Genomic DNA, 25,735 nt, shown 5'->3' with positions numbered 1-25,735 from the left:
TAACGGGATGACGCCACGCTTCGTGCTCGTGCTGAGCGAGAACTGGACCCTGACCACCGGCCGCGATCTGCCGACCCTCGTCCGCTGGGCGCGGGAGGCCGAGGACGCCGGGTTCGACGCCGTCATGATCAGCGAGCACGTCGTGCTCGGCCCGGACGCGGGCGCGAAGGGCGTGATGGGCAACCCGCGCGACTACGCCTATCCCGGCAACCAGGACCCGTACACCCCGTGGCCGGGGTCGCTGCTGCTGCTCGGCTCGATCGCGGCGGTCACGTCCCGGATCCGGCTGGCGGCGGCCGCCGTCCTCGCGCCGCTGCGGCACCCGCTCGCGCTGGCCCGCGACATCAGCACGCTCGACCTGGTGTCGGAGGGGCGGCTCGTCGTCCAGCCGACGGTGAGCTGGAGCCGGGACGAGTACGCGGCGCTCGGCGTCCCGTTCGAGAAGCGCGGCAGGATCCTGGACGAGCAGTTGGAGATCTGGGACCTGCTGTGGCGCGGCTCGCCCGTCAGCTACCACGGGACGCACTTCTCGTTCGACGACGTCTACTTCGAGCCCCGCGCCTACCGGGAGGACGGGCCGCGCATGTGGCTCGGCGGCCAGCACCTCCACGACCGGCTCCTGGACCGGCTCGTGAAGTACGGGCACGGCTTCCACCCGCTGGGCCGTCCGACGCCGGAGGAGGTCGAGCGGCTCGGCGCCGCGATGGCCGCCGCCGGGCGGGACGCCGCCGACCTGGAGATGATCGGCGGCTGCCGTCCCGTGTTCCCCGACGATGATTCGGTGTCCCCGCTCGAACCGGCCCTGGAGAGCATCCCCGAGCAGATGGCGCAGGGGTTCACCACGTTCTGCATCAAGCCGTCCCAGTTCACCGACGACCCGGACGGCGTCGCCGCGTTCTGCCGCGAGGTCGTCAAGCGCGGCGAGGCCCTGACCTCCTGAGCCCCTACCTGCGCGGGGCCCGGATGCCGCGGAACTCCCAGTCGCCGCCGAACGTGGTGGAGATGACCTCCTCCGACTCGGTCGGCTGGGCGCCGCAGTCGTCGCGGATGGGCACGGGCCCCGCGACGATGTGGTTGCGCAGCCGGCCGAGGCCCTCCGCCTCGACCTCCACGACGTCGCCCGGCTGGACGGGACGCGAGTTCGCGGGCGTCCCCGACAGCAGCACGTCGCCCGGGTAGAGCGTGATGGTGCGGGCGATGTCGGCGACGAGATAGTGCATGTCCCACTCCATCTCGTCGGTACTTCCGTCTTGGACGAGGTCGCCGTTCACGTACGTCCGCAGGTACTTGCCGTGGAAGTCCCAGTCGGTGACGAGGCCGGGGCCCAGCGGGCAGAGGGTGTCGGAGCCCTTCACCCGCAGCATCGACCCGGCGTCGGTGTCGCGGAAGTCGTGCAGGCCGTAGTCGTTGGCGACGGTGTAGCCCGCGATGTAGTCGCCCGCCTCCTTCGGCGCGACGTTGCGCGCCGTCCGCCCGATGACGATCGCGATCTCGCCCTCGTAGTTGAGGTACTTGCACCGCTCGGGACGCACGACCGCGCCGCCGTGCCCGTTCAGCGCCGAGGTCGGCTTGTGGAAGAACGTGGGCGCGGGCGGCAGCGTCGTCTGGAACTCCTCGACGCGGCTGCGGTGGTTGAGGTGCACCGCGATCACCTTGGACGGCTCGCACGGCGGCAGGTGGACCGCGTCGCCCGCGCGGACGCGGCGGCCGTCGGCGCTGACGAGGTCGTCGCCGTCCCGGATGACCTGGGTGGCGGCGCCCTCCAGCAGGATCCGTCGATATTCAGGCATTTACGCGGTCCATCCGTTCTCAAGGCGGTCGAACCAGAGGTGCACCTGGCCCGTCCCGACGGAGTTCTCATATTCGCTGTAGAGGCGTCCGGGGGCCTTGCAGGCATGTTCCCCCAGAGCGCCGATCATCATCAGGTAGTGGCCGAAGCGGGCCTCCGGCTTGAAGGTCAGGAACTCCGGCATGGTGTCGAGCATCCGGGCGTGGTCGCCCGCGCGGAGCCAGCCGATGCGCTCCTCGTCGGCGGCGCGCGCCTGCGGCGTGAAGATGTGCTCGGGGCCGGACGCCTCGTGGTCGCGGATCACCCGCAGCGGCCAGAACGTGTGCGACATCGCGCCGGAGGCGATCAGCAGCACCCGCCGGTCGGTCGCGGCGATCGCGTCGCCGAGCGCGCGGCCGAGGCGCAGGAAGTCCTCGGTGTCGGCGGTCTGGCAGACGCCGATCGAGATCCACTTCTTGCCCGGCTCGTCGAGGTAGGGGTTGTCGCGGACGCCGAGGTGCGTCCACAGGTTGACGGTGGCGTAGTAGATCGGCAGGTACGGGTCGTCGATCGGCGTGATGTACGTCCCGTGCTTGTCGGCGTAGCGGGCGACCGCGCGGGCCAGCTCGGGGTCGCCGGGGATGTCGTACGGCATGCGGGACATGCCGCGCGGCAGTTCCTCGGACGTGTACAGCCCCGCCCGCCGCTCCTGCGCGGTCGTGACGAACTCGACCGTCGTCGCCCAGTGCGAGTCGAGAACGACGACGGTGTCGTAGTCGTCCCTCTCGAAGACGTCCGCACGCAGCCTCTTCAGCCCGGGGACGAGCGTGGTGTCCTCCCCGCCGTTCAGCTCGCGCCGAGTGACCTCGGGCAGGACGATCGTGGGGACGTGCGCGAGGAGTCCCGCGCCGACTATTTCGCCCATGGCGCAGTCACCGTGTTCTTGAGGTCGCAGTAGAAATCGAAGCTCCAGTCGCCGCCCTCGCGCCCGACGCCCGACTGGCGGGAACCGCCGAACGGGGCCTTCAGGTCGCGGACGAAGAAGCAGTTGACCCACACCGTCCCGGCCACGAGCCGCTCGGTGACGCGCCGCGCGCGCTCCGGGTCGCCGGTGGCGACCGTGGCGGCCAGACCGTAGTCGGTGCCGTTCGTCATCGAGACGGCCTGGCTCTCACTGTCGAACGTCTGGAGTGTCAGCACCGGGCCGAAGACCTCGTCCCGGAGGATCTCCGCGCCCTCGGGGACGTCGGTGAAGAGAGTCGGCCGGTAGTAGAGGCCGCCGAGGTCGTCGTTCGGGCCGCCGCCGATGAGGGCGCGCGCCCCGGCGTCCTTGGCCCGCTGGACGAACCCGTCCACCCGCTCGAAGTGGCGGCGGTGGACCTGCGGCCCGATGTCGGTGGTGTCCTCGCGCGGGTCGCCCTGCGTGAGCCGCGACGCCTTGGCCACGAAGCGGTCGGTGAACTCGTCCGCGATGGACGACTCGACGAGCAGCCGCGTCGCGGCCAGGCAGACCTGCCCGGCGTTGTCGTACTGCTCGACCGCGAGGTCGACCGCGAGGTCCAGGTCGGCGTCGGCGAAGACGATCAGCGGCGACTTGCCGCCGAGCTCCAGCGACAGCGGCGTCAGATGCGGGGCGGCGGCAGCGGCGATGGCCCGTGCGGTCGGCACCGAGCCGGTGAAGCTGATCCGGTTGACGTCCGGGTGCGCGGTCAGCGGCCCGCCGACCTCGGCCCCGTAGCCCTGGACGACGTTGAACACGCCCGCCGGAAGCCCGGCCTCGGCGGTGATGTCGGCCAGCAGCGACGCGGTGAGCGGCGTCCACTCGGCGGGCTTGAGCACGACCGTGTCGCCCGCCGCGAGCGCCGGGGCGATCTTCCAGGTCGCCAGCATCAGCGGGGCGTTCCACGGGGTGATCAGCGCGGCCACGCCCGCCGGGTCCCAGCTGACGTGGTTGGTGTGGCCTCGGGTCTCGAAGTCCGCGTGGCCGAGTTGGAGCAGCCAGTCGGCGAAGAACCGGAAGTTGTGCGCGACCCGGGGCATCACGCCGCGCCGGTGGGAGCGGATCAGCGCCCCGTTGTCGGCGGTCTCGACCTGGGCGAGCTCCTCGATCCGCTTCTCCACGCCGTCGGCGATGGCGTGCAGCAGCCGCGCCCGCTCCTCCCGGCTCGTCGCGGCCCAGGCCGGAAAGGCTCGGCGCGCGGCGGCGACGGCGGCGTCGACTTCCGCCGCCCCGCCCCGCGCGACCTCGGCGATCGGCCGCTCGTCGATCGGCGACACGCTGCCGAAAGTCGCGTGGGAGCCGGTGCGCTCTCCGCCGATCCAGTGCCCGGGCTCGACGGGGACGCCCGCGACGGTTGCCATCGCTCCACCTCCATTTTGTTTGGTCCCAAATAATCTAGGAACCAGGATGGCGGCGGTCAAGCCGTGGGGGATACTGTTCGGGATCAAACGACAGTCGAGTCAACCGACAGTCGAGGAGGAGGGCTCGTGACCGACGTCCCGTACGAGGAATGGCGCGCCCGTGCCGACGGGCTCGTCCCGCACACCGGCCACCACATCGACGGCGTGTTCACCGGCACCGGCTCGACGCCCGTCATCGCGCCCCGCGACGGCGCCGTGATCGCCGAGATCGCGACGGCGGGAGTGGCCGAGGTGGACGCCGCCGTCGCCGCCGCCCGCCGGGCCTTCGACACCGGCCCGTGGCCCCGGATGGCGCCAGCCGAGCGCAAGGCGGCCCTGCTGCGCTGGGCCGACCTCATCGAACGCGACCGCCGGACGCTGGCGCTCCTGATCAGCCTGGAGATGGGCAAGCCGATCTCCGAGGCGCACGACATCGAGCTCCGCGCCGTGATCAACACGTTCCGCTGGTACGCCGAGGCCGCCGACAAGCAGCTGGACGAGGCGCCCCGCACCGCCTCCTCGTCGCTGGCGCTGGTGACCCGCGAGCCCGTGGGCGTCGTCGCGGCCGTCGTCCCGTGGAACTTCCCGCTCACCATGGCCGGATGGAAGATCGCCCCGGCGCTGGCGGCGGGCTGCACGGCCGTCCTCAAGCCCGCCGAGGAATCGCCGCTGTCCGCGCTGCACCTGGCCTCGCTCGCCGCCGAGGCGGGGCTGCCGCCCGGCGTGTTCAACGTCGTCAACGGGCCCGGCGAGATCGCGGGCCGCGCGCTCGGCGAGCACCCGTCGGTCGACGTCCTGGCCTTCACCGGCTCCACCGACGTCGGACGCCACTTCCTGCGGTACGCCGCCGACTCCAACCTCAAGCGCGTCTGGCTGGAACTCGGCGGCAAGTGCCCCAACATCATCCTGCCCGACGCCCCGGACCTGGACGCCGCCGCCGACACCGCCGCCTGGGGGATCTTCTTCAACGCGGGCGAGATGTGCACGGCGCCGTCCCGCCTGCTGGTGCACCGGTCGATCGCGTCCCGGGTCGTCGACCGCGTGGTCGCCCGCGCCGAGTCGCTCCGGCTGGGCGACCCGCTGGACCCGGCCACCGAGATGGGCCCGCTCGTCTCGTCGCAGCACCACAGCCGCGTCCTGGCGCACGTGGAGGCCGCGCGGGCCGACGGCGCCCGGCTGCGCACCGGCGGACGGCCGGACGGGCAGTACCTGTCCCCCACGGTGTTCGACCAGGTCAAGCCGGGGATGCGGATCGCACGCGACGAGGTGTTCGGGCCCGTGCTCGCCGTCCTGGAGTTCGACGACGTGGACGAGGCGATCGCCCTGGCCAACGACACCGACTACGGCCTGGCCTCCGCCGTGTGGACGTCGAACCTGTCCACGGCGCACCGCGTGTCCCGTGCCCTCCGCGCGGGGACGGTCTGGGTCAACTGCTACGAGGAGGGCGACCTGAGCGTCCCGTTCGGCGGCGTCAAGCAGTCGGGCCACGGCCGCGACAAGTCCCTGCACGCCCTCGACAAGTACACCGACCTCAAGACCACGTGGATCGAGCTGTGACCCGTCCGCTGATCGCGCTTCCGGCCCGCTTCTCCGAGTCGGCCTCCGCTCTGCGCTACAAGGCCGAGGTGGCGGCCCGCGCGCTGGTCGAGGCGGTGTACCGGGCGGGCGGCGATCCGTTCGTCATGCATCCGGCGGCGCCGTTCGAGCCGTCCCGGCTGGACCGCTGTGACGGGCTCCTGCTGCCCGGCGGGGGCGACCTGCACCCCCGCCACTACGGCGCGGACACCGAGCACGAGGCCCTCTACGACATGGACGACGACCAGGACGGCTTCGACCTGGCCCTCGCCGCCCACGCCCTGGAGACGGGCCTGCCCACCCTGGCCGTCTGCCGGGGCCTCCAGGTCGTGAACGCGGCCCTCGGCGGGACCCTCGACCAGCACATGGAGCATGACCACCGGCACAAGGTCCACCCCGTGACGGTCGAGCCCGGCACGTTGCTCGCCAAGACGCTCGACGCGCAGCGGGTCACGGCGTCCTGCTACCACCACCAGTCGGTGGAGACCCTGGCCCCCGCGCTGACCCCCACCGCCTACGGCGAGGACGGCACCGTCGAGGCCGCCGAGCTGACCGATCCGGAAGGGGCGGACCACTGGTTCCTTGCCCTCCAGTGGCATCCCGAGGACACGGCCGCCACCGACCCCGCCCAGCAGGTGCTGTTCAACGCCCTGATCCAGGCGTCCGCACGGCCACGCGGTCCAGAAAGGCGTCGACAAGGGCGTGGGTCCGCCTGACCGAGTCGGCCTCCGTCCGCTTGATCTCCACCATCACCGCGTCGGGGTCGACGCCCTCCGCCCGCAGGTGGGCGTCGCCCCCCTCGGCCATCCAGAGGCCGAACTCCGTGGGAGTGATCTCGGGGTGGAACTGGACGCCCAGCGACCGTCCGAGCGTGAACGCCTGAGAGCAGACGGCGTCGCGGGCGATCTCCTCGGCCCCGGGCGGCAGGATCCACCGGTCGTAGTGGAAGTGGAACCACGGCCCGGGCCCGACCAGCGCGGGGTCGTCCGTCTCGATCTCGACCCAGCCCATCTCGGGACGCGGGGAACGTTCCACGCCGCCGCCCAGCGCGGCGGCGAGCGCCTGCCCGCCGAAGCAGATCCCGAGGATCGGGACTCCGGCGTCGTGCGCGTCCGCGAGCATCAGCAGCTCGGGGCCCACCCAGGAGGCGACCTTCGGGTCGTCCACCGACCAGGGCGCGCCCATCGGGACGATGAGGTCCCACTCGCGCGGGTCGGGGAAGTCGCCCGGCACGTCCGGCGTCTGGTGCCGGTCCTCCGGCACCACAACCAGCTCGACGACCTCGAAGCCCCGCTCGGCCAGCCGGTCCCCCACGGGCCCGGGCGGCGAGACATGATCATGCTGTACGACGAGCGCGCGCACAGAACCCCTTCCCTACGGCTCCTCAGATCGTAAGCCCCCAAACGACTTTTGCACCACCCGCGATCAGGGTTTGCGAAGCAGCAGGTAGCCCGTGGGAAGCCGCTCCTCCGGCAGCGGTTCCCGGCGGACCCGGGCCAGCTCGACCAGCCCGGCCTCGCGCAGCAGGACGGACAGCGCCTCGATCGGCCAGCGGTAGGCGAGCGTGACCTTGTGGTCGAACGCCTCCGGCGCGTCGCCCTCGCGGGTCTGGAACGCCGTCAGGAGATGCCCGCCCGGCGCGAGCACGCGGTGGAACTCGGCGAAGATCAGGGGCAGGTCGTCCGGGGCGGTGTGGATCGTCGAGAACCAGACCAGGGCACCGCCCAGACTGGCGTCGGGGATGTCGAGGGACGCCATGCTGCCGACCTCGAACCGCAACTCCGGGTGCTCCTCGCGGGCCTGCGCGATCATCCCCGGCGACAGGTCCACGCCGAACACCGACAGCCCGAGCGACGCCAGCAGCGGGGTGACCCGGCCGGGCCCGCAGCCCAGATCCGCGACCGGGAGCGGCCCCCGGACGAGTTCGGCGAACGCGGCGATCAGCCCGCGCTCCAAGTGCTGGTCGTCCATCGCGTCGCGGAAGAGGTCGGCGTACAGGACGGCCACGGCGTCATAGCCGGCTCGGGTCTCGGATTCGGTCATGAGCCGCGACCTTAGCGATAACGTCGGGAATGTGCAGGAGATCCACTTCGCGTCGGCGCGGGAGCTCGTCCGCCGGATCCGCGCCCGTGAGCTGTCGGCGCGCGAGGTCGTGCGGGCCCATCTCGACCAGATCGAGCGGACGAACCCGCACGTCAACGCAATCGTGACACTGGTCGCCGAGAAGGCGCTGGCGCAGGCCCGCGAGGCGGACGAACGGCTCGCCTCCGGCGCGGCGACCGGGCCCCTGCACGGGCTGCCCGTCGCGCACAAGGACACGCACGCCACGGCGGGGATCCGCACCACGTCCGGTTCGCCGATCTTCGCGGACCACGTCCCGGCCGCCGACGACCTGATCGTCGAACGGCTGCGGGCCGCCGGGGCCATCACGATCGGCAAGACGAACGTGCCGGAGTTCGCCGCCGGGTCCCACACGTTCAACCCCGTGTTCGGCGCCACCCGCAACCCCTACGACCCGTCCCGGTCGGCGGGCGGCAGCAGCGGCGGCGCGGCGGCCGCGCTGGCGTGCGGCATGCATCCGATCGCGGACGGCAGCGACATGGGTGGCTCGCTGCGCAACCCCGCCTCGTTCTGCAACGTCGTCGGGTTCCGTCCCTCGCCAGGACGGGTCCCGGCGTTTCCGGTCACGGCGGGCTGGGCGACGATGGGCGTCCAGGGACCGATGGCCCGCGAGGTCGCCGACGCGGCGCTGCTGCTCTCCGTGCTCGCCGGACCCGACCCGCGCAGCCCCATCGCCCTGGAGACGCCCGGATCGGCGTTCGCGCCGCCCCTCGGCGGGGACGTCGCCGGGCTGCGGCTCGCCTGGTCGCCCGACCTCGGCGGCATGGTCCCCGTCGATCCCGCCGTCACCGGCGTCCTCGAACCGGCGGTCGCCGTGTTCGAGCGGATCGGCTGCACGGTGGAGGAGGCGTGCCCGGACCTGTCCGGCGCGAACGAGGTCTTCCGGACGCTGCGCGCCTGGCACTGGGACACCGCACTCGGCGCGCTGCTCGACGAGCGGCGCGCCGACTTCAAACCGTCCCTCGTGGACAACATCGAGGCGGGACGGGTCCTCACCGGCGCCGACATCGGCCGCGCCGAGACGCTGCACACGGCGCTCTTCCACCGGGTCCGGACGTTCTTCGAGCACTACGACGCGCTGCTGCTGCCGGTCAGCCAGGTGCCGCCGTTCGACGCCGACATCGAGTACCCGTCCGAGGTCGCCGGGGAGCCGATGCCCGACTACCTGGAATGGATGCGGTCCTGCTTCCTCGTCTCGGCCACCGGATCGCCCGCGCTGTCGGTCCCCGCCGGGTTCACCGGGGACGGGCTGCCGGTCGGATTGCAGATCGTCGGGCCGCACCACGCCGACCTCGCCGTCCTGCGCATCGGCCACGCCTTCGAGCAGGCCACCCGGCACGCGAGGCGGCGGCCTCCCCTCGCGTAGCGCCAACCAAGATCGCCTAGCGCTTGTCGAGCGGGACGCGCAGCACGAACCGCGCGCCCTTGTCGCTGTCGGCGGCCATGAGCGTCCCGCCGTGCGCGCGGGCGATGTCGCGGGAGATCGTCAGCCCGAGCCCGGTGCCGCCACGGTCGCGCTCGCGGCCCTCCGCCAGCCGCTGGAACCGCCAGAAAACGCGCTCCCGGTCCTCGGGCGCGATGCCCGCGCCGTCGTCCCTGACCTCCAGGACGGCGTCGGGGCCGTCCGTCCGAACCGACACCCACACCCGCGAGTCGGCGTGCCGCTCGGCGTTGTCGAGCAGGTTCGTCAGCAGCCTGACCATATGGTGCGCCGTGATCCGCACCGTGATCCCCTCGTCCGCTCGGATCTCGATCGGGACCCGCCGGGGGCGCCGGGCCGCCTCCGAGCGGACCAGCTCGCCGAGGTCGACCCGCTCCCGCGCGACGTGCACGCCCGCGCCGAGCTTGGCGAGGATCAGCAGGTCGCTGACGATGCCCTGCAACCGGTCGGCGTCGGCTAGCGCGGCCCTGGCGACGCCCGGCCAGTCCTCGGTGTCGGGGTTCTCCAGCGCGACCTCCAGCTCGGCCCGCAGGCCGGTGAGCGGGCTGCGCAGCTCGTGCGAGACGTCCGCGACGAAGCCGCGCTGCCGGGACAGGGTGGCCTCCAACCGGCCCATCGCGACGTTCACCGCCTCGGCCAGCTCGGACATCTCGTCGTTCGAGGCGGGCACGGCCACCCGGATGCCCGCGCTCCGGCCGGTGATCCCGCGCAGCTCGGCGCTGATCTCCCGCACCGGCCGCAGCGCCCGCCGCACTGACAGCGACACGATCCACGCGACCGCGACGGTGCCGAGCACCACCGCGCCCGAGAGCAGGCCGACGAACAACCCCTCGTGCCGGGTGAACTCGTTGATGGACGCACCGGCGTGCACGATCCGGACGCCCATCGGAGTCTCGATGCTCTCCGAGACGAGATAGACCGCGCCCCTCCCGGAAACGGTGACGGTGTCGTAGACGGGCCGTCCCAGCTCGCGGGGCCGTGGCACATCCAGCGGCGGGGAGCCGAGCATCGGTTCGCTGGCCGCGACCAGGGTGCCCTGTTCGTTCACCACCTGGAGGAGCGTGAAGTCGGCGTCCGTGATGGGCACCGTGCCGTGCGGATCGGTGTCGCGTACGAGCACCGCCAGCTCCGCCACGACGGAGTCGGCGCGGTCGTGCAGGCTCCCGTACACGGTGCCGGTGACGGCCCGGTACATGAGCATGGAGCCGGACGCCAGCAGGATCAGGACGAGGAGGGTCGCGGCGGCGGTCACGCGGGTCCGCACCGACCAGTACGACGGCGTCAGCCTGCCCCCGAACATCCGCACCCCGGCGCCCTCCCCCCTTTCCGGCTCCCACGCTGTACCGGGGCCCGTGTCGCGTCCCAGCGCCTGGGGGGTGCACGCACGACAGGTTGTAACCGAGTCATGGCCCCGCAAAACATCGCCACATACCGGACGGGCCGGGGCGTCCGCACGGCCCGCGACACCGAACGGACGTCGCGTTTACGCACTTCATGCCGTCTCAGGCGATTATCCGCCGCCGAGCGGGGATGGACGGACACGAGACGAGGAAGAGATCCGGGTGACGGAATGGACGGAGACATCAGGCCGCTCGAACCCGCCGACCCGCGCGAGGTCGGCGGGCACACCCTGCTCGGCCGTCTCGGCTCGGGCGGGATGGGCACCGTGTACCTCGGCGCCGATCCGGTGTCCGGCGGACGGGTCGCGGTGAAGACCATCCACCCGCACCTCGCGGGCGACCCCTCCTACCGGAAACGCTTCAAGGACGAGGCCTACCTGGCGGGGCGCGTCGCGTCGTTCTGCACGGCGCGGGTCCTCGCGACCGGCGAGGAGGAGGGTCGCCCCTACCTCGTCACCGAGTACGTGGGCGGCGTGTCGCTGCACGACCGGCTCGTGGACGACGGCCCGCTCCCGGCCGCCGACCTGCACGGCGTCGCGGTCGGCGTCGCGTCGGCGCTCGCCGCCATCCACGCGGCGGGCCTCGTGCACCGCGACCTCAAACCCGCCAACGTGATGCTCACCCTGTCCGGCTGCCGCGTCATCGACTTCGGCATCGCGAGCGGCCAGGACTCGCTCGGCACGGGCCGCGCCGAGCGGCAGCCGTCCGGCCAGGTGCTCGGCACCCCCGGCTGGATCGCGCCCGAGGTGCTCACCGGCGGCCCCGCGACACCGGCGGCCGACGTGTTCGCCTGGGGCTGCCTCATCGCCCACGCCGGGTCGGGACGGATGCCCATCGGCGGCGACCCCGCGACCCTGCGGACGGCGTCCGACCGGCCCGACCTGTCCGGGCTGCCGGAGTCGCTCGTCCCGGCGGTGCGATCCGCGTTGGCGACCGACCCGGCGCACCGTCCGACGGCGTCGGACCTGCTGCTCGCCCTGGTGGAGCAGCCGCCCGCCGACGCCTGGCCCGCCGCCGACCCGGCCCCCGCCGCCGCGCCGCCGGGCCCGGCCGACCGCTGCGAGGCCGACACCGCCGAGTTCACGCCGGTCGGGATGGCGGCGCCCCCGTCGTCCATCCGGACGCGCCTGCTGGCCGCCGCCGGGGCGGCCGCCGGAAGCGTGCTGCTCGGAGCGATCATCTCCGGCTGGGGCGAGCAGCGCGGGCCGCGGACCAGGCGCGACCGCCGCCGCTCCTACGGCTAGGACGGTCAGGCGCGCCAGATGACGACGAGCGCGCAGTCGTCGTCGCGGGCCGCCGCCATCGTCGCCACCAGCTCCTTCGCGCCGGTGGCGAACCCGCGCGGGACGAGCCGCTCCGCCTCGCCGAGCAGCCGGTCGATCCCGGCGTCCAGATCGCTGCCCGGGGACTCCACCAGCCCGTCGGTGTAGAGCAGCAGCGCGTCGCCGGGACGCAGCGTCCCCCGTTCGGGGACGCAGTTCAGGTCCGGGACGACGCCGAGCACCACGCCCTTGGCCGAGCTGACCCGCCAGACGCCGCCGCTCGCGTCGAACTGGACGGCGGGCGGGTGGCCCGCCGACTCGACCGTGTACTCCCCCGTCCGCAGGTCGACGACGACGTGCACGGCCGTGACGAACCCCTCGTCCCATCGCTGACGTTGCAGGTAGATGTTGCAGGCGGGCAGGAAACGATCAGGCTGGACCGATCCAAGAAGCCCGCCGAACGCGCCGGACAGCATCAGCGCGCGCGTCCCCGCGTCGGTGCCCTTGCCGGACACGTCGACGAGCGCGACCTCCAGGACGTCGCCGTCGCAGGACGACACCACGAAGTCGCCGCCGAACGACGACCCGCCCGCCTGGAGCAGCACGACCTGGGAGTTCCAGCCGTCCGGCAGCTCGGGCAGCTCGCCCTGGCGGCGCAGCCGGTCGCGCAGCTCCAGCAGCATCGAGTCGCCGCGCAGGCCCTGCACGCCGAGCTTCTGCCGCGTCCGGGCGAGGGTCAGCGCGAGCACCGCCGTGATCGTCAGCGTGGCGATCATGCCGGGGCCGATCGCGGGGACGTCCTTCCAGGCGTTGTAGCCGACCATCGCGACCACGATGCCGAGCAGCGCGACGAGCGTGCGCACCTTCAGCAGCAGCCCGCCGCCGAGGACGATCAGCACCAGCACCCCGGACGGGGCCAGCCCGCGCGTGTCGCTTGCCGTGGCGAACCCGACCGCGACGGCGGACACCGCGAGCGCCGCGAAGACGTACCGTTCCCTGGTCAGCTTGCCGCGCCGCAGCCAGCGGTACAGCACCACGAGGATCGGAATCCTGCGCAGCACGGCACGCACTCGCGGCGGGAGCAGCTGAACCAGTCGTTGAAGCATGACTCCGGCACTGTACCGAGCATTCGCCGCCGAGCGTCGGCATCCGCACCACCGATGACCTGTTGCATCGGTCCACCTCCGTATTATCCGGGTATGGCCCGGTGAGAGGGGTGGCGGCGCATGGTGCAGCCGAGCATGCGGATCACGGTGGACGCGGCGATGCGGGCACGGGACGTCTCCCGTCCCCTACCGGACGGCGAACAGGAGCCGGGGAACGGCCCGGCGAACGGCGCAGGACCGGGCGCGGGCGCGCCGACGTCCGAGCCCGCCAGGCGGACGCGGGCCGCCAAGAACGAGCGGCGCCGCCTCGGCAAACGCGGCGGCCAGAGGCCCACTCCCCCGAACGGGGCCTAGCCCGCCGGGGACGGCAGCGGCGGAAGCTCGCCGGTGCCCTCGTAGTCGCCGATCATGCGGATCCGGTTGGTGTGACGCTGGTCACCGGAGTAGGCGGTGCCGAGGAACAGCTCGACGAACCGGGTGGCGGTCGCCGCGTCGTGCTGCCGGGCGCCGAGGCTGATGACGTTCGCGTCGTTGTGCTCGCGGGCGAGCCGCGCGGTGTCCTCGTTCCAGACCAGGGCCGCCCGGACGCCCCTGACCTTGTTGGCCGCGATCGCCTCGCCGTTGCCGGAGCCGCCGATCACGACGCCGAGCGTGCCCGGCTCGGCGGCCGTACGCTCGGCGGCGCGCAGGACGAACGGCGGGTAGTCGTCGACGGCGTCGTACTCGAACGCGCCGCAGTCGACGGCCTCGTGCCCGTTCTCCCGCAGCCAGGAGACCAGGTGCTCCTTCAGCTCGAAGCCGGCATGGTCGGTCCCAAGAAACACGCGCATGGCTCTGATTCTCGCAGGTCGGAGATGTCGCTCTTCGGGGGGCCTGGTCGTCGGTCGGGGTCAGTCCTCGTCGCGCCTGCGGTCGACGATCGTCCGGTCGGCGAGGTCCAGGTCGTCGCCGCCGCCGTCGGACGTGTCGTCCGCCGCCTGGGCCTCGGTCGGCGGGTCGGCCTCCGGCTCCGGCTCCGGCTCCGGGTCGTCGGCTACGGTCCCGGCCTCGGGCTGCTGCGGCGGGACGGGCGGCGCGCCGAACTGCTGCGGCACCGGCGACCCCGGCTGCGGCTGAGCGGGCGCGCCGGGCTGTTGCGCGCCGGGAACGCCAGGTTGCGGCCGGGCGGGGGCGGCGGGCTGCTGGGGCTGTGCGGGCATTCCGGGCTGCGGCTGGGGCGCGCCCCACTGGGGCTGCTGCTGCGGCTGGCCCTGCGGCGGGACGTACGGCACCGCGGACGGATGCGGCTGCATCGGCTGCTGCGGCATCTGCTGTTGGGGCATCTGCATGCCGGGCTGCGGCTGAGAGGCGTAGGGCTGCGGCTGGCCGTACTGCTGCTGGGCGCCGTACGGCTGCTGACCATAAGGCTGCGGCTGGCCGTAGGGCTGCGGCTGCGCGCCGTACGGCTGCTGCGGCGACGCCGTCCGGGTGCGGGAGAGGGCGAAGCCGCCCAGCGCGCCGAGCCCCGCGACCCAGCCGTAGGCGAAGGCGGCGCCCGTGCCCTGCTCCGCGAAGGAGAACACCATCGACGAGAACGACACGTGGTCGCTGAACTCGAGCGCCCAGTAGCTGAGGGCGCCGCCGACGAGCCCGGCGACCCCGCCCGCGACGATCGCCGCCCACCAGCCGACGATCACCGCGCCGAGCGGGCCGCGCGTCTCGTCGATGATCCGCGCGCCGCCCACCACGAGCACCGCCAGCAGGACGAAGAAAAGCAGGACGGTGAAGTCCATGGCGAGGACGACACTCCATTTCCCCCCGTGGGGAGGGTTGAACCGCCACGCGAGCGTCTGCGACCACGAGACCAGAGGGCCGATGCCCTTGTTGTACTTGAAGTCGCTGTCCCTGATGGCGTCGACCACCCATTGGTTGTCGAGGAGCAGGGCGAGCACGGCCACGGGGAGCACCGCGCCGACCGCCATCGTGAACATCCGCCGCATCGTCATGCCGGAAGGGTAGTGCCGATCTCGGCCGACCGACAGCCATTCGTCACCCGGCGAACGGAACGGGGAATCGGAACCCCGGATCAACCTGCTTTTCCAGGTTTTCGCCAGTCGCCTTGTTCGCCCAACTCCGGGCGTTCTTGAGGTGGAATTCCACGGCCTGTCGCTGGTACTCGTCCCAGTCCTTGACGCGGGCGTCCACCTCGGCGCGGAGGCGGTCGAGCGCGGCCGTGTTGGCGTCCTCCAGTGGGACGCCGTCGCGCCCTTGTTCGAACGCGCGGACGGCGGCGGACTGCCCGATCCAGGTCAGCAGATCGCCGCCGACATGCTCGCGCAGGTAGGCGACGTCCTCGTCGATCTGCACCTTGTTGCCGACGACGCGGATGGCCACGTCGTAATTGCGGGCGTATTCGGTGTACTGCCGGTAGACGCTGACGCCCTTGCGGGTGGGTTCGGCGACCAGGAACATCAGGTCGAACCGCGTGAACAGCCCGGACGCGAACGTGTCGGCGCCCGCGGTCATGTCGACCACGACGTATTCGCCGGGCCCCTCAACGAGATGGTTGAGGTAGAGCTCGACCGCGCCGGTCTTGGAGTGGTAGCAGGCCACGCCGAGGTCGTCGTCGTTGAACGGGCCGGTGGCGAGGAGCGTGACCCCGTTCACCTCCTGCCCGGCCTCGTGGACGGGATCGTCGCCGCGGAACCGCAGCAGCCGCGAGCCGCGTCCCGGCGGCGTGGTCTTCACCATCGCCGCCGCCGAGGAGATGCGGGGGTTGTCGCCGCGCAGATGCTCCTTGATCTCGGTGAGCCGGTCGCCCAGCGCGGGGACCTTGGCGGCGCGCGCCTCGTCCAGGCCGAGCGCGACCCCGAGGTGCTGGTTGATGTCGGCGTCGACGGCCACCACCGGCAGCCCCCGCGCGGCGAGGTGCCGGATGAACAGCGTCGACAGGGTGGTCTTGCCGCTGCCGCCCTTGCCAACGAACGCAACCTTCACGAATGCCCCATTTCGGAGATGAAAACCGTTACCATTCCTGGTCTCCATCCCGAGTGTGGCAAGGCGGCAGGACCCGCGCAACCCGAAACCCGAACCGAATATTCACTCAGGGTGAGCAAGGCCCGCGAACGTCCACCATCGGCGGGCCGCGCCTGTTAACAAGAGCTGACCTCACGAGTCCGGCCGCCTGTCAACGGCACCCGAGGGCGGCCTCCGTGAGGGCGGCGGTCAGCGCGCCGTGGCCGTCGGGTCGAAGCCGAAGGGCAGTTCCAGGCGGTGGGTCCGCAGGAGGCCGGTGTCCGTCAGGACGTCGAAGGTCGGCGCGTCGGCGGTGATCACCCCGCCCGACAGGATCACCGATCGCGGGCACAGCTCCGCCGCGTAGGGGAGGTCGTGCGTCACCATCAGGACCGTCACGTCCAGGCTGAACAGGATCTCCGCGAGTTCGCGGCGGCTCGCCGGGTCCAGGTTGGAGGACGGCTCGTCCAGCACCAGGATCTCCGGCTCCATCGCCAGGACGGTCGCGACGGCGACGCGGCGCCGCTGCCCGAAGCTGAGGTGCTGCGGCGGACGGTCGGCCACCTCCAGCATGCCGACACGGCCCAGCGCGTCGCGCACCCGCCGGTCGAGGTCGGCGCCACGGACGCCGAGGTTCGCGGGCCCGAACGCGACGTCCTCCCGGACGGTCGGCATGAACAGCTGGTCGTCGGGGTCCTGGAACACGATGCCGACGCGGCGGCGGATCTCCCGCAGCGTCGCCTTGTCCTTCGGGTCGACCGCGAGGCCGCCGACCCTGACCTCACCGAGGCCGCCGTGCAGGATGCCGTTCAGGTGCAGGACGAGCGTGGTCTTGCCCGCGCCGTTCGGCCCGAGCAGCGCGACACGTTCGCCGCGTCCGATCGTCAGGTCGACGCCGTACAGGGCCTGCGTGCCGTCCGGGTAGGCGTAGGCGAGGCCCCGCACTTCCAGGGACGGCACTTCCAGGTGTGCTTCCACGGACTGTGCCTCCACCCCGGTCATGAGATCGTCCACGCGGAGAGTGTGACAAGCGCGGCCGCCAGGGGCAGCGCCGAGGCGGCCGTCCACTGCGCGGCCGTCGCGCCCACGTCGTGCGTGACGGGCATGCGCCCGTCGTAACCACGGCTCAGCATCGCCAGGTGGACGCGCTCGCCCCGCTCGTAGGAGCGCAGGAACAGCGCGCCGATCGACTTGGCGAGGACGCGGGTGGCGCGCAGGTCGCGGGCCTCGAAGCCGCGCGACGCCCGCGCCACCTTCATCCGGCCGAGTTCGGCGGCGACGACGTCCCCGTACCGCAGCATGAACGTGGCGATCTGCGTGATGAGCTGCGGCATCCGCAGCCGTTCGATGCCGAGCAGCAGCAGTCGCGGCTCGGTGGTGGCGGCCAGCAGGATCGACGCGATGACCCCGAGTGTGCCCTTGGCGAGGATGTTCCAGGCGCCCCACAGGCCGCTCTCGCTCAGCCCCACCCCGAGCACGGTGGTCTTCTCGCCGTTCGCGACGAACGGAAGGAGAAGCGCGAAGGCCACGAACGGGACCTCGATGACGACCCGCCGCACGACCGTGCCGAGCGGGATCCTCGCCGTGATCGCCACGGCCGCCAGCAGCAGCGCGTACACGCCGAACGCCCAGACCCGTTCGCGCGGCGTCGCCACGACCAGCAGGACGAACGCCAGGACGGCGACGAGCTTGCACTGCGGCGGCAGCCGGTGCACCGGCGAGGCGCCCGGCACGTACAGCCGGGTCGCCGCGCCGCCCGCGTGGCCCGCGCCCATCAGCGTTTGCCGGAGGGCTCAGAAGCCTCGGGTGCCGCGCTCTCCTCGCTCTCGGACCCCGCCTCGCCCTTGGCCGCCGCGGCGGCGGACGCGCCGCGCCGACGCACGACCCAGAACAGCCCGCCGCCGACCAGCAGCACGACGCCGACGCCGATCACTCCGGACAGCCCGCCGGACAGCCGCGAGTTGTCGACCCCCTTGACGCCGTAGTCGCCAAACGGGGAGTCCTTCATGGAGTGGTCCTTCTCCTTGGCGCTGATGCCCTTGTCGGACGCGACCTTCTCCAGGCCGTCCGGGTTGGAGCTGGCGTAGTAGCTGACGATCCCGGCCAGGATGAGCGAGACGACCAGGAAACCGATGAAGAACCGCTTGGTGGTCATGTCGTCCTCCTCAGACCCGCGACGGCTCGGTGGACTCGGCGGTGCGCAGCTCCAGCGGCTTGATCAGGCCGCGCGCCCCGTACACCAGGTCGGGCCGGACGGCGAGCACGCTCGACACCGTCACGGCCGTGATCAGCGCCTCGCCGATGCCGATCAGCACATGGACGCCGATCATCGCGGCGGCGACCTTGCCGAGCGACACGTCCGCCGTTCCGCCGAGCGCGTAGATCAGCGTGAACATGACGGCGGCGGCGGGCACCGAGATGACGGCCGCCGTGAACGCCGACCCGGCCACCGACGCCCTGGTCTTCGGGAGCACCCGCAGCAGCAGCCGGAACGTTCCGTATCCGACGACGACCGTGACCAGCGCCATGTTGGTGATGTTGACGCCGAGGGCCGTGAGGCCGCCGTCCGCGAACAGGAGGCCCTGGATGAGCAGGACGACCGAGACGCACAACACGCCCGTGTACGGCCCGACGAGGATCGCCGCCAGCGTCCCGCCGAGCAGGTGGCCGCTCGTCCCGGAGGCCACCGGGAAGTTGAGCATCTGCGCGGCGAACACGAACGCGGCGGTCAGCCCCGCCAGCGGCGCGGTGCGGTCGTCCAGCTCCCGTCGCGCGCCGCGCAGAGCGATCCCGACTCCGGCCACCGCCACCGCGCCCGCCGCGATCGACACCGGCGCGTCAATGAAACCGTCCGGTACATGCACGTCTTCCCACCGCCCCTACCTCTTCTGGCTGTAGGGCCAGTTTGCGGGCACTCTTCAGTAGTTGCAACATCCTCGCAATAGCAAGAAGTTGGTAGCTTCTTCGGAACAGTACGGAACGTCGCTGGCTCACCACCGACAGCCACCGCACTCCGGAGGGCGTGCTAGTCGAAGGAGGGCTCGCGGGTGCGGGTTCGCTTGAGTTCGAAGAAGCCGTCGGTGGACGCGACGGCCAGCACGCCGTCCCAGAGTTTGACGGCGGCCTCGCCGCGCGGGACGGGAGTGACGACGGGGCCGAAGAAGGCGCTGCCCTCGACCTCGATCACCGGGGTGCCGACCTCCTGGCCGACCCGGTCGATGCCGTCCTTGTGGGACGCGCGGACGGCCTCGTCGAAGTCGGTGACCTCCGCGGCGTCCGCGAGCGCCGGGTCAAGCCCGGCCGCGCTCAGCGACGCCTCGAAGAACGCCCGGTCGATCTCCTGCCGTTCGTGGTGGCGGCGCGTGCCCATCTCGGTGTAGAGGCGTCCGAGGACCCCGGGCCCGTACTTCTGCTCGGCGGCGATGCACACGCGGACCGGTCCCCAGCCCTTCGGGATGCCGCGCTTGTAGTCCTCGGAGACGTCCTTGTTCTCGTTGAGGACGCTGAGGCTCATCACGTGCCAGCGAACCTGGATCGGCCGCAGCTTCTCCACCTCCAGAATCCAGCGGGAGGTGATCCAGGCCCAGGGGCAGCGGGGATCGAACCAGAAGTCCACGGGTGTGAGCGCGTTCTCCGACAACGTCGCCTCCAAGGCATCACGGGGCCTGATGACTGCGACAACCGGGGGTCGCGGTCCGTGATTCCCGGGGTCGCCGTTCGTGATTCCCGGGGTCGCGGTTCGCGATTCCCCGGTGGCGCGACGATGCCGAAGGCCGTGGCGGACGGACCCCACCGGCGTCCGGTTGGTAGACATGGGGAGCACAAGACGAATAACCCGACCAAGGAGTTCACGTGGCAGGCAACCTCACGCGCGACGAAGCGCGGGAACGGGCCCGGCTCCTCACCGTCGAGTCGTACACGGTCGAGCTTGATCTGACGACGGGTGAGGAAGCGCGGTTCGGTTCCACCACTGTGGTGCGCTTCGGGTGCGCCGAGCCGGGCGCGTCCACGTTCATCGACCTGCACGGCGCCATCGTGCGGGGCGTGACGCTGAACGGGAGGGCATTGGACCCGGCGTCCTACGACCCGGACAAGGGGCGGATCCCGCTGCCCGGTCTGGCGGCGGACAACGAGCTCCGCGTCGAGGCCGACGCCGCCTACTCGCGTTCGGGTGAGGGCCTGCACCGGTTCGTGGACCCTGTCGACGACAGCGTGTACCTGTACACGCAGTTCGAGACGGCCGACGCGCACCGCATGTTCACCTGCTTCGACCAGCCCGACCTCAAGGCGGCCTTCGGGCTGACCGTGAAGGCACCGGAGAACTGGGAGGTGGTCACGAACGAGGCCCCCGAGATCACCGGGGGGTCTGGGGGGTCGTCCCCCCAGGATGAGAGCGAGTCGGCCGAGGGCGGGGTGTTCCGGTTCCCGCCGACGCCCCGGATCTCCACCTACATCACCGCGCTCATCGCGGGGCCGTACCACGTCGTCCGGGACGAGTACCGCCGCGCCGACGGCACCGTCATCCCGCTCGGCGTGTACTGCCGGTCGTCCCTGGCCGAGCACCTCGACGCGGACGCGATCGTCGACGTGACCCGCCAGGGCTTCGCCTACTTCGAGAAGGTCTTCGGCCGTCCGTACCCGTTCGCGAAGTACGACCAGCTGTTCGTCCCCGAGTTCAACGCGGGCGCGATGGAGAACGCGGGCGCCGTGACGTTCCTGGAGGACTACGTCTTCCGGTCCCGGGTCACCGACGCGGCCTACGAGCGGCGCGCCGAGACGATCCTGCACGAGATGGCGCACATGTGGTTCGGTGACCTCGTCACCATGCGCTGGTGGGACGACCTGTGGCTGAACGAGTCGTTCGCCACGTACATGAGTGTCCTGTGCCAGTCGGAGGCCACGAAGTGGACGGGCTCGTGGACGACGTTCGCGAACCTGGAGAAGGCGTGGGCGTACCGGCAGGACCAGTTGCCGTCCACGCACCCGATCTCCGCCGACATCCCCGACATCCGCGCGGTGGAGGTGAACTTCGACGGGATCACGTACGCGAAGGGCGCGTCCGTCCTGAAGCAGCTCGTCGCGTATGTGGGGCTGGACAACTTCCTGGAGGGCGTCCGGCGGTACTTCGACCGGCACGCCTGGGGCAACACCGTCCTGGCCGACCTGCTGGGCGCGCTGGAGGAGACGTCGGGCCGTGACCTGGCGGCGTGGTCGAAGGAGTGGCTGGAGACCGCGGGCGTCAACACGATGCGGCCCGAGTACGAGGTCGACGGCGACGGCAACTTCACGTCGTTCGCCGTGCTCCAGGAGGCCAAGCCCGATTACCCGACGCTGCGTTCGCACCGCCTCGCCATCGGCCTCTATGACCGGACCGCCGACGGCATCGTCCGGCGCGAGCGGGTGGAGCTGGACGTGGTCGGCGCCCGCACGGAGGTGCCGCAGCTCGTCGGGCAGAAGCGTCCCGACCTGGTGCTGGTCAACGACGACGACCTCACCTACGCCAAGGTCCGGCTGGACGAGCACTCGCTGAGCACGCTGATCGAGCACATCGGCGAGGTGCGGGAGAGCCTGGCGCGGGCGCTGTGCTGGTCGGCGGCGTGGGACATGACCCGCGACGCCGAGATGGCGACCCGCGACTACGTCCGGCTCGTCGCGAAGGGCATCGGCGGCGTCACCGACATCTCGGTCACGCAGACGTTGCTGCGGCAGGCGCGCACGGCCGTCCACCAGTACGCCGACCCGGCCTGGCACACGGAGGGGCTGGCGCTGCTGGCGGACACGCTGTCGGGCCTGGCCCGCGCCGCCGAGCCCGGCTCGGACCTCCAGCTCGCCTACACGCAGGCGTTCACGGCGTCGGCGGTGTCGGACGAGCACCTGGCGTTCGTCCAGGCTCTGTTGGACGGCTCGCAGGTCCTCGACGGCCTCACCGTCGACACCGACCTGCGGTGGTCGCTGCTGCGCAGGCTGGTCGTCACCGGCCGGGCCGGGCAGGCGGAGATCGACGCCGAGCACGAGCGCGACCGGACGGCGGCGGGCGAACGGCACGCCGCCGCGTGCGGGGCCGCGGTCCCGTCCGCCGAGGCGAAGGCCGCGGCGTGGGAGCGGATCGTGTCCGGCGACCTTCCGAACGCCGTCTACCGGGCGACGTTCGGCGGTTTCGTGGAGGCCGACCACGCCGAGTTGCTGCGTCCGTACGTCGACCGGTACTTCGCCGAGGTCGGCCGGATCTGGAAGGAGTGGACCAGCGACATGTCCCAGACGTTCGCCGAGGTCGCCTACCCCTTCCTGGTGATCGAGCAGTCGACGATCGACCGCACCGAGTCGTACCTGGCCGACGAGCAGCCGCCGCCCGCGCTGGCGCGCCTGCTGTCGGAGGGCCGCGACGGCGTCGCCCGCGCTCTGCGCGCCCGCGCGAAGGACGCCGCCGCGTCCTGACCGGTACGGACTGACTCTGTGCACGAGCACCGTGACCGTGCGATCGTTGCACGGTCACGGGGAGGAGTCGGACTGTGGAGACGGCCAGGGACGTTCTGACCGCGCTGGCGCGGCGCTACGCCTTCGGGGACCTGGAGGCGTTGATCACCATGGGCGCGCTCGTCCCGGACGGCGGGTCCGACGCCGTCGCGGCCCTGTGCGCGTTCGGGCAGCGCGTCCTCGACCTGGACGCCGAGGACTTCGGCATGCCGGAGGCGGTCGGCGACGTCCCTCCCGAGCTTCTCGACCGGGCCCGCGCCAGCCGCATGCCGCAGGCGTCGAAGGAGCAGCCGCGCGGGGCGCTCGCCAGCCTGCGTCCCGCCTACGCGCTGCTGCTGGAGGTCATCGAGATCCGCTGGCGACGGCGGGACATGGCGGCGCTGGTCGCCGCCATCCACATCGCGTCCGAGTACCTGCCGATGCTGGCCTGGGAACCCGTCCTCGGTCACGCCGGTGATCCGGCACTGATCCGCTCGGCAGTCGGCGGGGAGGGCACCCGGTTCGGGGTGCCGGTGGAGCCGGGGGCGCCGCGTATGTGCGCGCATACCCGTCCGGAACGGTCCGCCTGCGAGCGGGCGCTGCGTGTCGCCAAGGAGCCGCCGCGCGGCTGGCGCGCCTACCTGGACCGCTTCCACAGCCAGGTCGCGTCCGCGCTCGGCGACTGCGCGGTCCGCTGCCGGACGCCGTGCACGGTGATGAGCCGCCTGGACGGTCTCGTCCGCGCCGACCTGTCCGAGCGGTGCAGGCTCGCCGTCGACTTCACCGACGCCGCCCTCGTCAAGCTCCGGCACGCGGCGCCGGTCGGGCACGGCTTCGGCGTCCCGTCGCCGGAGGAGGTGCAGGACGCCTGGGCCCGCGCCCGCGCGTCGCTCGCCCACCAGCCGTTGGGCAAGGCGGCCCTGGAGGGCGCCGACGACGACCCCTACCCGCTCCAGGGCCTTCCGGCGTTGTTCTCGGCGGTCGCGGCGGCGGAGCTGCGGCCCGACACGCTCCTGCACGACGTGACACGGCGCATCACGGCGACGCTCGGCTGAACAGGCGCAGGGCGGCGCCGTCCCGCAGGTCGTCCAGCAGGACGGGGACGCCGTCGGCGCCCGCGAGCGGGATCCTCCAGTTCGGGTACTCGTCGGTGGTGCCGGGCTGGTTCTGGGTCCGCCGCTCCCCCACGGCGTCCGCGAGGGAGACGCCGATGAGACGTGCGGGAGTGCGGGTCAGGTAGTCGTGCAGGGCCGTCACGATCTGCTCGTCGTAGGCGTCGGAGCCGTCCTCCAGCGCCCTCCTGACCTCCTCGGGCGCGGGCGTGAGGAGACCCTCGGCGTACAGGACGTCCAGCCAGTCCGCGATACGGCGCCGATGGTCGGCCTCCTCGTCGGCGCGGGCGCGGGTCAGCAGGCCGAGGCGGTCGCGAAGCGCGATGTGGTCGCCGTGGACGAACCCGGTGATCGGCGGCATGTCATGGGTGCCGACCGTGGCGAGCGACAGTTCGCGCCACCGCTCGGCGGGTTTCGGCCGCCCGTCCGCGCCGAGCTCGAACCACAGCAGCGACGTGCCGAGGACGCCCCGGTCGGCCAGCGCGTCCCGCAGCCCAGGCTCGACGGTGCCGAGGTCCTCGCCGACGATCATGCCGCCGTGGCGCTCCGCCTCCCAGGTCATGCAGGCGAGCAGAGCGTCGCGGTCATGCCGGACGTAGGTGCCCTCCGCCGCCGACGCGCCCTCGGGGATCCACCACAGGCGCGACACCTGCATCGCGTGGTCGAGCCGGATGCCGCCGCCGTACCGCAGCGCGGCCGCCGCCGTCGCGCGGAGCAGCCGGTAGTCCTCGGTGGCGGGATCGCCCGGCCGCCAGGGCCGGAGCCCCCAGTCCTGGCCGCGCTGGTTGAACTCGTCGGGCGGCGCCCCGACGCTCACCCCGGACGCGAGGGCGCCGCCGAACATCCAGGCGTCGGCGCTGCCGTGCGGCACCCCGACCGCCAGGTCGTGGACGACCCCGATCGGCATGCCCGCGTCTTTGGCCGCCCGCTGTGCCGCCGTGAGCTGCTCGTCCAGGCGCCACAGCAGCCATTCGTAGAACCGAGCGCGGGCGTGGTACGCCGCGTCCTCCACGACGGCGCGGCCCCCGGCGTTGCGCAGGTGGGGCGGCCAGCGCCGCCAGTCCGCCGTGCCCTGCTCCTCGCTGATCGCGCACCACGTGGCGAACCGCTCGATCGCGCCCCGCTCACGCTTGCGGAAGTCGTCGAACGCCGGGTCGGGACGGTCGCCGCGCAGCCGGTACATCGCCTCGAAGGCCGCCTTCTTGACCGTCCAGACGGCGTCCCGGTCCAGAGTGCCCTCGCGTGCGCGCAGCCGCAGCCCCGCCGCGAGGTCGGCGAACCGCTCACGCTCCTCGGGAGGCAGCGCCGCGTACTCCGGCATGTCCTCGACGCGCAGGTAGATCGGCGAGGCGAAGCGGCGGCTCATCGGCGCGTACGGCGAAGGACCGACCGGTGGGACGGGCTCGGTCGCGTGCATCGGGTTCACCAGCACGAAGCCCGCGCCCAGCTCCCGTCCGCTCCAGTCCGCGAGATCCGCCAGGTCGCGCAGGTCGCCGAGCCCCCACGACCCCCGGGACAGCACCGAGTACAGCTGCGCGGTGAACCCCCACGTCCGAGGCGGGGGCCGCAGTGCCGCCGGGGCCACCAGCAGCCGTGTGAACGCCTCCCGGCCGTCCCACCGGACCCGGAGCCGGTGCCAGCCGAGCGGCAGCTCGTCGAACCCGTCCAACGGCTGGAACCGCTGCTCGGACGGAGGAACGAAGTCGCGCGGAGGCGCCAGGACCTCCAGCGCGCCCACGTCGACGCCCACCTCAAGCTCGGAACTCGCCGGAACATGACGCCGCAGCACGTCCAGGACGCGGTCGGCCGCGCGGCGCCCGTCCCGCGGTCGCCGGACGATGATGGTCGGCAACCGGGAGTCCCGCCGCTCCCGGTGCCGCGCCAGCTCCCGGCGGACGGCGCCCGGCGACGAGGCGTCCACGCCGAGCGCCCCGAGGACCGCGACCACCGTGGCCCGCGAGACCCGGACCTCATGCCCCCGCCAGTCGGAGTACCGGGTCGCGACCCCGTGCGCCGCCGCCAGCTCGCTCAGTCCGTCAGCCACACCCTTGCCATCGGCCACGCTCTTGTCACCGGCCACGCTCTTGTCATCGGCCACGTCCC

At 72.3% G+C, this 25,735-nt stretch carries 24 protein-coding genes; 8 read left to right on the top strand and 16 right to left on the bottom strand.

Features of this window, described 5'->3' with window-relative positions; all coding sequences use genetic code 11:
• Nucleotides 1-7: 7 nt before the first annotated feature.
• Nucleotides 8-940, top strand: a complete 933-nt coding sequence (locus ABD808_RS17410; protein ID WP_344897659.1) for a TIGR03619 family F420-dependent LLM class oxidoreductase — start codon at nucleotides 8-10, stop codon at nucleotides 938-940.
• A 4-nt stretch (nucleotides 941-944) separates the two neighbouring features.
• Here ABD808_RS17410 and ABD808_RS17405 read toward each other — a convergent pair whose 3' ends face one another.
• Genes ABD808_RS17405 through ABD808_RS17395 form a run of 3 tightly spaced genes read right to left on the bottom strand, consistent with a single transcriptional unit; the run spans nucleotide 945 to nucleotide 4,129 of the window.
• Nucleotides 945-1,790, bottom strand: coding sequence for a fumarylacetoacetate hydrolase family protein (locus ABD808_RS17405; protein ID WP_344897656.1), 846 nt, complete (start codon nucleotides 1,788-1,790; stop codon nucleotides 945-947).
• Nucleotides 1,791-2,693 (bottom strand): DODA-type extradiol aromatic ring-opening family dioxygenase, encoded by a 903-nt coding sequence (locus tag ABD808_RS17400; RefSeq protein ID WP_344897653.1) that lies wholly within the window; start codon nucleotides 2,691-2,693, stop codon nucleotides 1,791-1,793. It abuts the gene before it with no gap.
• A complete protein-coding gene (locus ABD808_RS17395) occupies nucleotides 2,681-4,129 on the bottom strand; it encodes an aldehyde dehydrogenase (RefSeq protein ID WP_344897650.1) in 1,449 nt (482 codons plus the stop codon). Before ABD808_RS17395 ends, ABD808_RS17400 begins: the two co-directional genes overlap by 13 nt.
• 126 nt (nucleotides 4,130-4,255) lie before the next feature.
• Here ABD808_RS17395 and ABD808_RS17390 point away from each other — a divergent pair, with 126 nt between their 5' ends.
• Both ABD808_RS17390 and ABD808_RS17385 read left to right on the top strand, forming a co-directional pair.
• On the top strand, nucleotides 4,256-5,725 hold the full coding sequence (locus tag ABD808_RS17390; RefSeq protein WP_344897648.1) for an aldehyde dehydrogenase family protein: 1,470 nt from the start codon (nucleotides 4,256-4,258) through the stop codon (nucleotides 5,723-5,725).
• Nucleotides 5,722-6,459: a gamma-glutamyl-gamma-aminobutyrate hydrolase family protein gene (locus tag ABD808_RS17385; RefSeq protein ID WP_344897645.1), complete on the top strand. Its 738-nt coding sequence runs from the start codon at nucleotides 5,722-5,724 to the stop codon at nucleotides 6,457-6,459. Before ABD808_RS17390 ends, ABD808_RS17385 begins: the two co-directional genes overlap by 4 nt.
• Here the strand turns inward: ABD808_RS17385 and ABD808_RS17380 are convergent.
• Both ABD808_RS17380 and ABD808_RS17375 read right to left on the bottom strand, forming a co-directional pair.
• On the bottom strand, nucleotides 6,386-7,105 hold the full coding sequence (locus tag ABD808_RS17380; protein ID WP_344897642.1) for a type 1 glutamine amidotransferase: 720 nt from the start codon (nucleotides 7,103-7,105) through the stop codon (nucleotides 6,386-6,388). The genes ABD808_RS17385 and ABD808_RS17380 overlap by 74 nt on opposite strands.
• Nucleotides 7,106-7,168: 63 nt before the next feature.
• Entirely contained in the window at nucleotides 7,169-7,786 is a 618-nt protein-coding gene (locus ABD808_RS17375; RefSeq protein ID WP_344897639.1) for a class I SAM-dependent methyltransferase, read from the bottom strand.
• 31 nt (nucleotides 7,787-7,817) lie between these two features.
• Here ABD808_RS17375 and ABD808_RS17370 point away from each other — a divergent pair, with 31 nt between their 5' ends.
• Nucleotides 7,818-9,230 (top strand): amidase, encoded by a 1,413-nt coding sequence (locus tag ABD808_RS17370; protein ID WP_344897636.1) that lies wholly within the window; start codon nucleotides 7,818-7,820, stop codon nucleotides 9,228-9,230.
• A gap of 16 nt (nucleotides 9,231-9,246) precedes the next feature.
• Here ABD808_RS17370 and ABD808_RS17365 read toward each other — a convergent pair whose 3' ends face one another.
• Nucleotides 9,247-10,605 (bottom strand): sensor histidine kinase, encoded by a 1,359-nt coding sequence (locus ABD808_RS17365; protein ID WP_344897977.1) that lies wholly within the window; start codon nucleotides 10,603-10,605, stop codon nucleotides 9,247-9,249.
• A gap of 270 nt (nucleotides 10,606-10,875) precedes the next feature.
• Between ABD808_RS17365 and ABD808_RS17360 the strand changes: the two genes are divergently transcribed.
• Entirely contained in the window at nucleotides 10,876-11,949 is a 1,074-nt protein-coding gene (locus ABD808_RS17360) for a serine/threonine-protein kinase (RefSeq protein WP_344897633.1), read from the top strand.
• Nucleotides 11,950-11,954: 5 nt separating this feature from the next.
• Here ABD808_RS17360 and ABD808_RS17355 read toward each other — a convergent pair whose 3' ends face one another.
• On the bottom strand, nucleotides 11,955-13,073 hold the full coding sequence (locus ABD808_RS17355) for a PP2C family protein-serine/threonine phosphatase (protein ID WP_344897630.1): 1,119 nt from the start codon (nucleotides 13,071-13,073) through the stop codon (nucleotides 11,955-11,957).
• Between the two features lie 120 nt (nucleotides 13,074-13,193).
• Here ABD808_RS17355 and ABD808_RS17350 point away from each other — a divergent pair, with 120 nt between their 5' ends.
• The gene (locus ABD808_RS17350) at nucleotides 13,194-13,427 is read left to right on the top strand and encodes a hypothetical protein (RefSeq protein ID WP_344897627.1); all 234 of its coding nucleotides are present in this window, start codon (nucleotides 13,194-13,196) and stop codon (nucleotides 13,425-13,427) included.
• Here the strand turns inward: ABD808_RS17350 and ABD808_RS17345 are convergent.
• The 8 genes from ABD808_RS17345 to ABD808_RS17310 form a co-directional block, all read right to left on the bottom strand.
• The gene (locus ABD808_RS17345; protein ID WP_344897624.1) at nucleotides 13,424-13,903 is read right to left on the bottom strand and encodes a ribose-5-phosphate isomerase; all 480 of its coding nucleotides are present in this window, start codon (nucleotides 13,901-13,903) and stop codon (nucleotides 13,424-13,426) included. The two genes, ABD808_RS17350 and ABD808_RS17345, sit on opposite strands and share 4 nt — an antisense overlap.
• A 60-nt stretch (nucleotides 13,904-13,963) precedes the next feature.
• Entirely contained in the window at nucleotides 13,964-15,058 is a 1,095-nt protein-coding gene (locus tag ABD808_RS17340; protein WP_344897621.1) for a hypothetical protein, read from the bottom strand.
• Between the two features lie 43 nt (nucleotides 15,059-15,101).
• Complete coding sequence (locus ABD808_RS17335; RefSeq protein WP_344897618.1) at nucleotides 15,102-16,049, bottom strand: ATP-binding protein; 948 nt, start codon at nucleotides 16,047-16,049, stop codon at nucleotides 15,102-15,104.
• A gap of 228 nt (nucleotides 16,050-16,277) precedes the next feature.
• Entirely contained in the window at nucleotides 16,278-17,069 is a 792-nt protein-coding gene (locus tag ABD808_RS17330; RefSeq protein WP_344897974.1) for an energy-coupling factor ABC transporter ATP-binding protein, read from the bottom strand.
• Nucleotides 17,066-17,842, bottom strand: a complete 777-nt coding sequence (gene cbiQ / locus ABD808_RS17325; protein WP_344897615.1) for a cobalt ECF transporter T component CbiQ — start codon at nucleotides 17,840-17,842, stop codon at nucleotides 17,066-17,068. The genes ABD808_RS17330 and cbiQ overlap by 4 nt, the downstream gene beginning before the upstream one ends.
• Entirely contained in the window at nucleotides 17,842-18,222 is a 381-nt protein-coding gene (locus tag ABD808_RS17320) for a PDGLE domain-containing protein (protein ID WP_344897612.1), read from the bottom strand. The genes cbiQ and ABD808_RS17320 overlap by 1 nt, the downstream gene beginning before the upstream one ends.
• Nucleotides 18,223-18,232: 10 nt before the next feature.
• Complete coding sequence (locus ABD808_RS17315) at nucleotides 18,233-18,931, bottom strand: energy-coupling factor ABC transporter permease (protein ID WP_344897609.1); 699 nt, start codon at nucleotides 18,929-18,931, stop codon at nucleotides 18,233-18,235.
• A 161-nt stretch (nucleotides 18,932-19,092) separates the two neighbouring features.
• Entirely contained in the window at nucleotides 19,093-19,707 is a 615-nt protein-coding gene (locus ABD808_RS17310; protein ID WP_344897606.1) for a mycothiol-dependent nitroreductase Rv2466c family protein, read from the bottom strand.
• Between the two features lie 212 nt (nucleotides 19,708-19,919).
• On the opposite strand from ABD808_RS17310, the gene pepN reads away from it, so the two are divergent.
• Both pepN and ABD808_RS17300 read left to right on the top strand, forming a co-directional pair.
• The gene (pepN, locus tag ABD808_RS17305; protein WP_344897603.1) at nucleotides 19,920-22,502 is read left to right on the top strand and encodes an aminopeptidase N; all 2,583 of its coding nucleotides are present in this window, start codon (nucleotides 19,920-19,922) and stop codon (nucleotides 22,500-22,502) included.
• Between the two features lie 74 nt (nucleotides 22,503-22,576).
• Nucleotides 22,577-23,575: a hypothetical protein gene (locus ABD808_RS17300; RefSeq protein WP_344897600.1), complete on the top strand. Its 999-nt coding sequence runs from the start codon at nucleotides 22,577-22,579 to the stop codon at nucleotides 23,573-23,575.
• On the opposite strand, the gene malQ is transcribed toward ABD808_RS17300, so the two are convergent.
• A complete protein-coding gene (malQ, locus tag ABD808_RS17295; protein WP_344897597.1) occupies nucleotides 23,556-25,730 on the bottom strand; it encodes a 4-alpha-glucanotransferase in 2,175 nt (724 codons plus the stop codon). The two genes, ABD808_RS17300 and malQ, sit on opposite strands and share 20 nt — an antisense overlap.
• Nucleotides 25,731-25,735 lie beyond the last annotated feature (5 nt).

The organism is Actinomadura meridiana (assembly GCF_039537545.1).
Lineage (GTDB): Bacteria > Actinomycetota > Actinomycetes > Streptosporangiales > Streptosporangiaceae > Spirillospora > Spirillospora meridiana.
Note: the sequence above shows the minus strand (reverse complement) of the source record. Positions and strands in the feature narration are given on the sequence as shown.

What these genes read in the sequence shown, in the direction of transcription:
- ABD808_RS17410 (WP_344897659.1), top strand. Translation starts at nt 8, where the DNA reads ATGACGCCACGCTTCGTGCTCGTGCTGAGCGAGAACTGGACCCTGACC.
- ABD808_RS17405 (WP_344897656.1), bottom strand. Translation starts at nt 1,790, where the DNA reads ATGCCTGAATATCGACGGATCCTGCTGGAGGGCGCCGCCACCCAGGTC.
- ABD808_RS17400 (WP_344897653.1), bottom strand. Translation starts at nt 2,693, where the DNA reads ATGGGCGAAATAGTCGGCGCGGGACTCCTCGCGCACGTCCCCACGATC.
- ABD808_RS17395 (WP_344897650.1), bottom strand. Translation starts at nt 4,129, where the DNA reads ATGGCAACCGTCGCGGGCGTCCCCGTCGAGCCCGGGCACTGGATCGGC.
- ABD808_RS17375 (WP_344897639.1), bottom strand. Translation starts at nt 7,786, where the DNA reads ATGACCGAATCCGAGACCCGAGCCGGCTATGACGCCGTGGCCGTCCTG.
- ABD808_RS17365 (WP_344897977.1), bottom strand. Translation starts at nt 10,605, where the DNA reads ATGTTCGGGGGCAGGCTGACGCCGTCGTACTGGTCGGTGCGGACCCGC.
- ABD808_RS17360 (WP_344897633.1), top strand. Translation starts at nt 10,876, where the DNA reads ATGGACGGAGACATCAGGCCGCTCGAACCCGCCGACCCGCGCGAGGTC.
- ABD808_RS17355 (WP_344897630.1), bottom strand. Translation starts at nt 13,073, where the DNA reads ATGCTTCAACGACTGGTTCAGCTGCTCCCGCCGCGAGTGCGTGCCGTG.
- ABD808_RS17350 (WP_344897627.1), top strand. Translation starts at nt 13,194, where the DNA reads ATGGTGCAGCCGAGCATGCGGATCACGGTGGACGCGGCGATGCGGGCA.
- ABD808_RS17345 (WP_344897624.1), bottom strand. Translation starts at nt 13,903, where the DNA reads ATGCGCGTGTTTCTTGGGACCGACCATGCCGGCTTCGAGCTGAAGGAG.
- ABD808_RS17340 (WP_344897621.1), bottom strand. Translation starts at nt 15,058, where the DNA reads ATGACGATGCGGCGGATGTTCACGATGGCGGTCGGCGCGGTGCTCCCC.
- ABD808_RS17330 (WP_344897974.1), bottom strand. Translation starts at nt 17,069, where the DNA reads ATGACCGGGGTGGAGGCACAGTCCGTGGAAGCACACCTGGAAGTGCCG.
- cbiQ (WP_344897615.1), bottom strand. Translation starts at nt 17,842, where the DNA reads ATGGGCGCGGGCCACGCGGGCGGCGCGGCGACCCGGCTGTACGTGCCG.
- ABD808_RS17320 (WP_344897612.1), bottom strand. Translation starts at nt 18,222, where the DNA reads ATGACCACCAAGCGGTTCTTCATCGGTTTCCTGGTCGTCTCGCTCATC.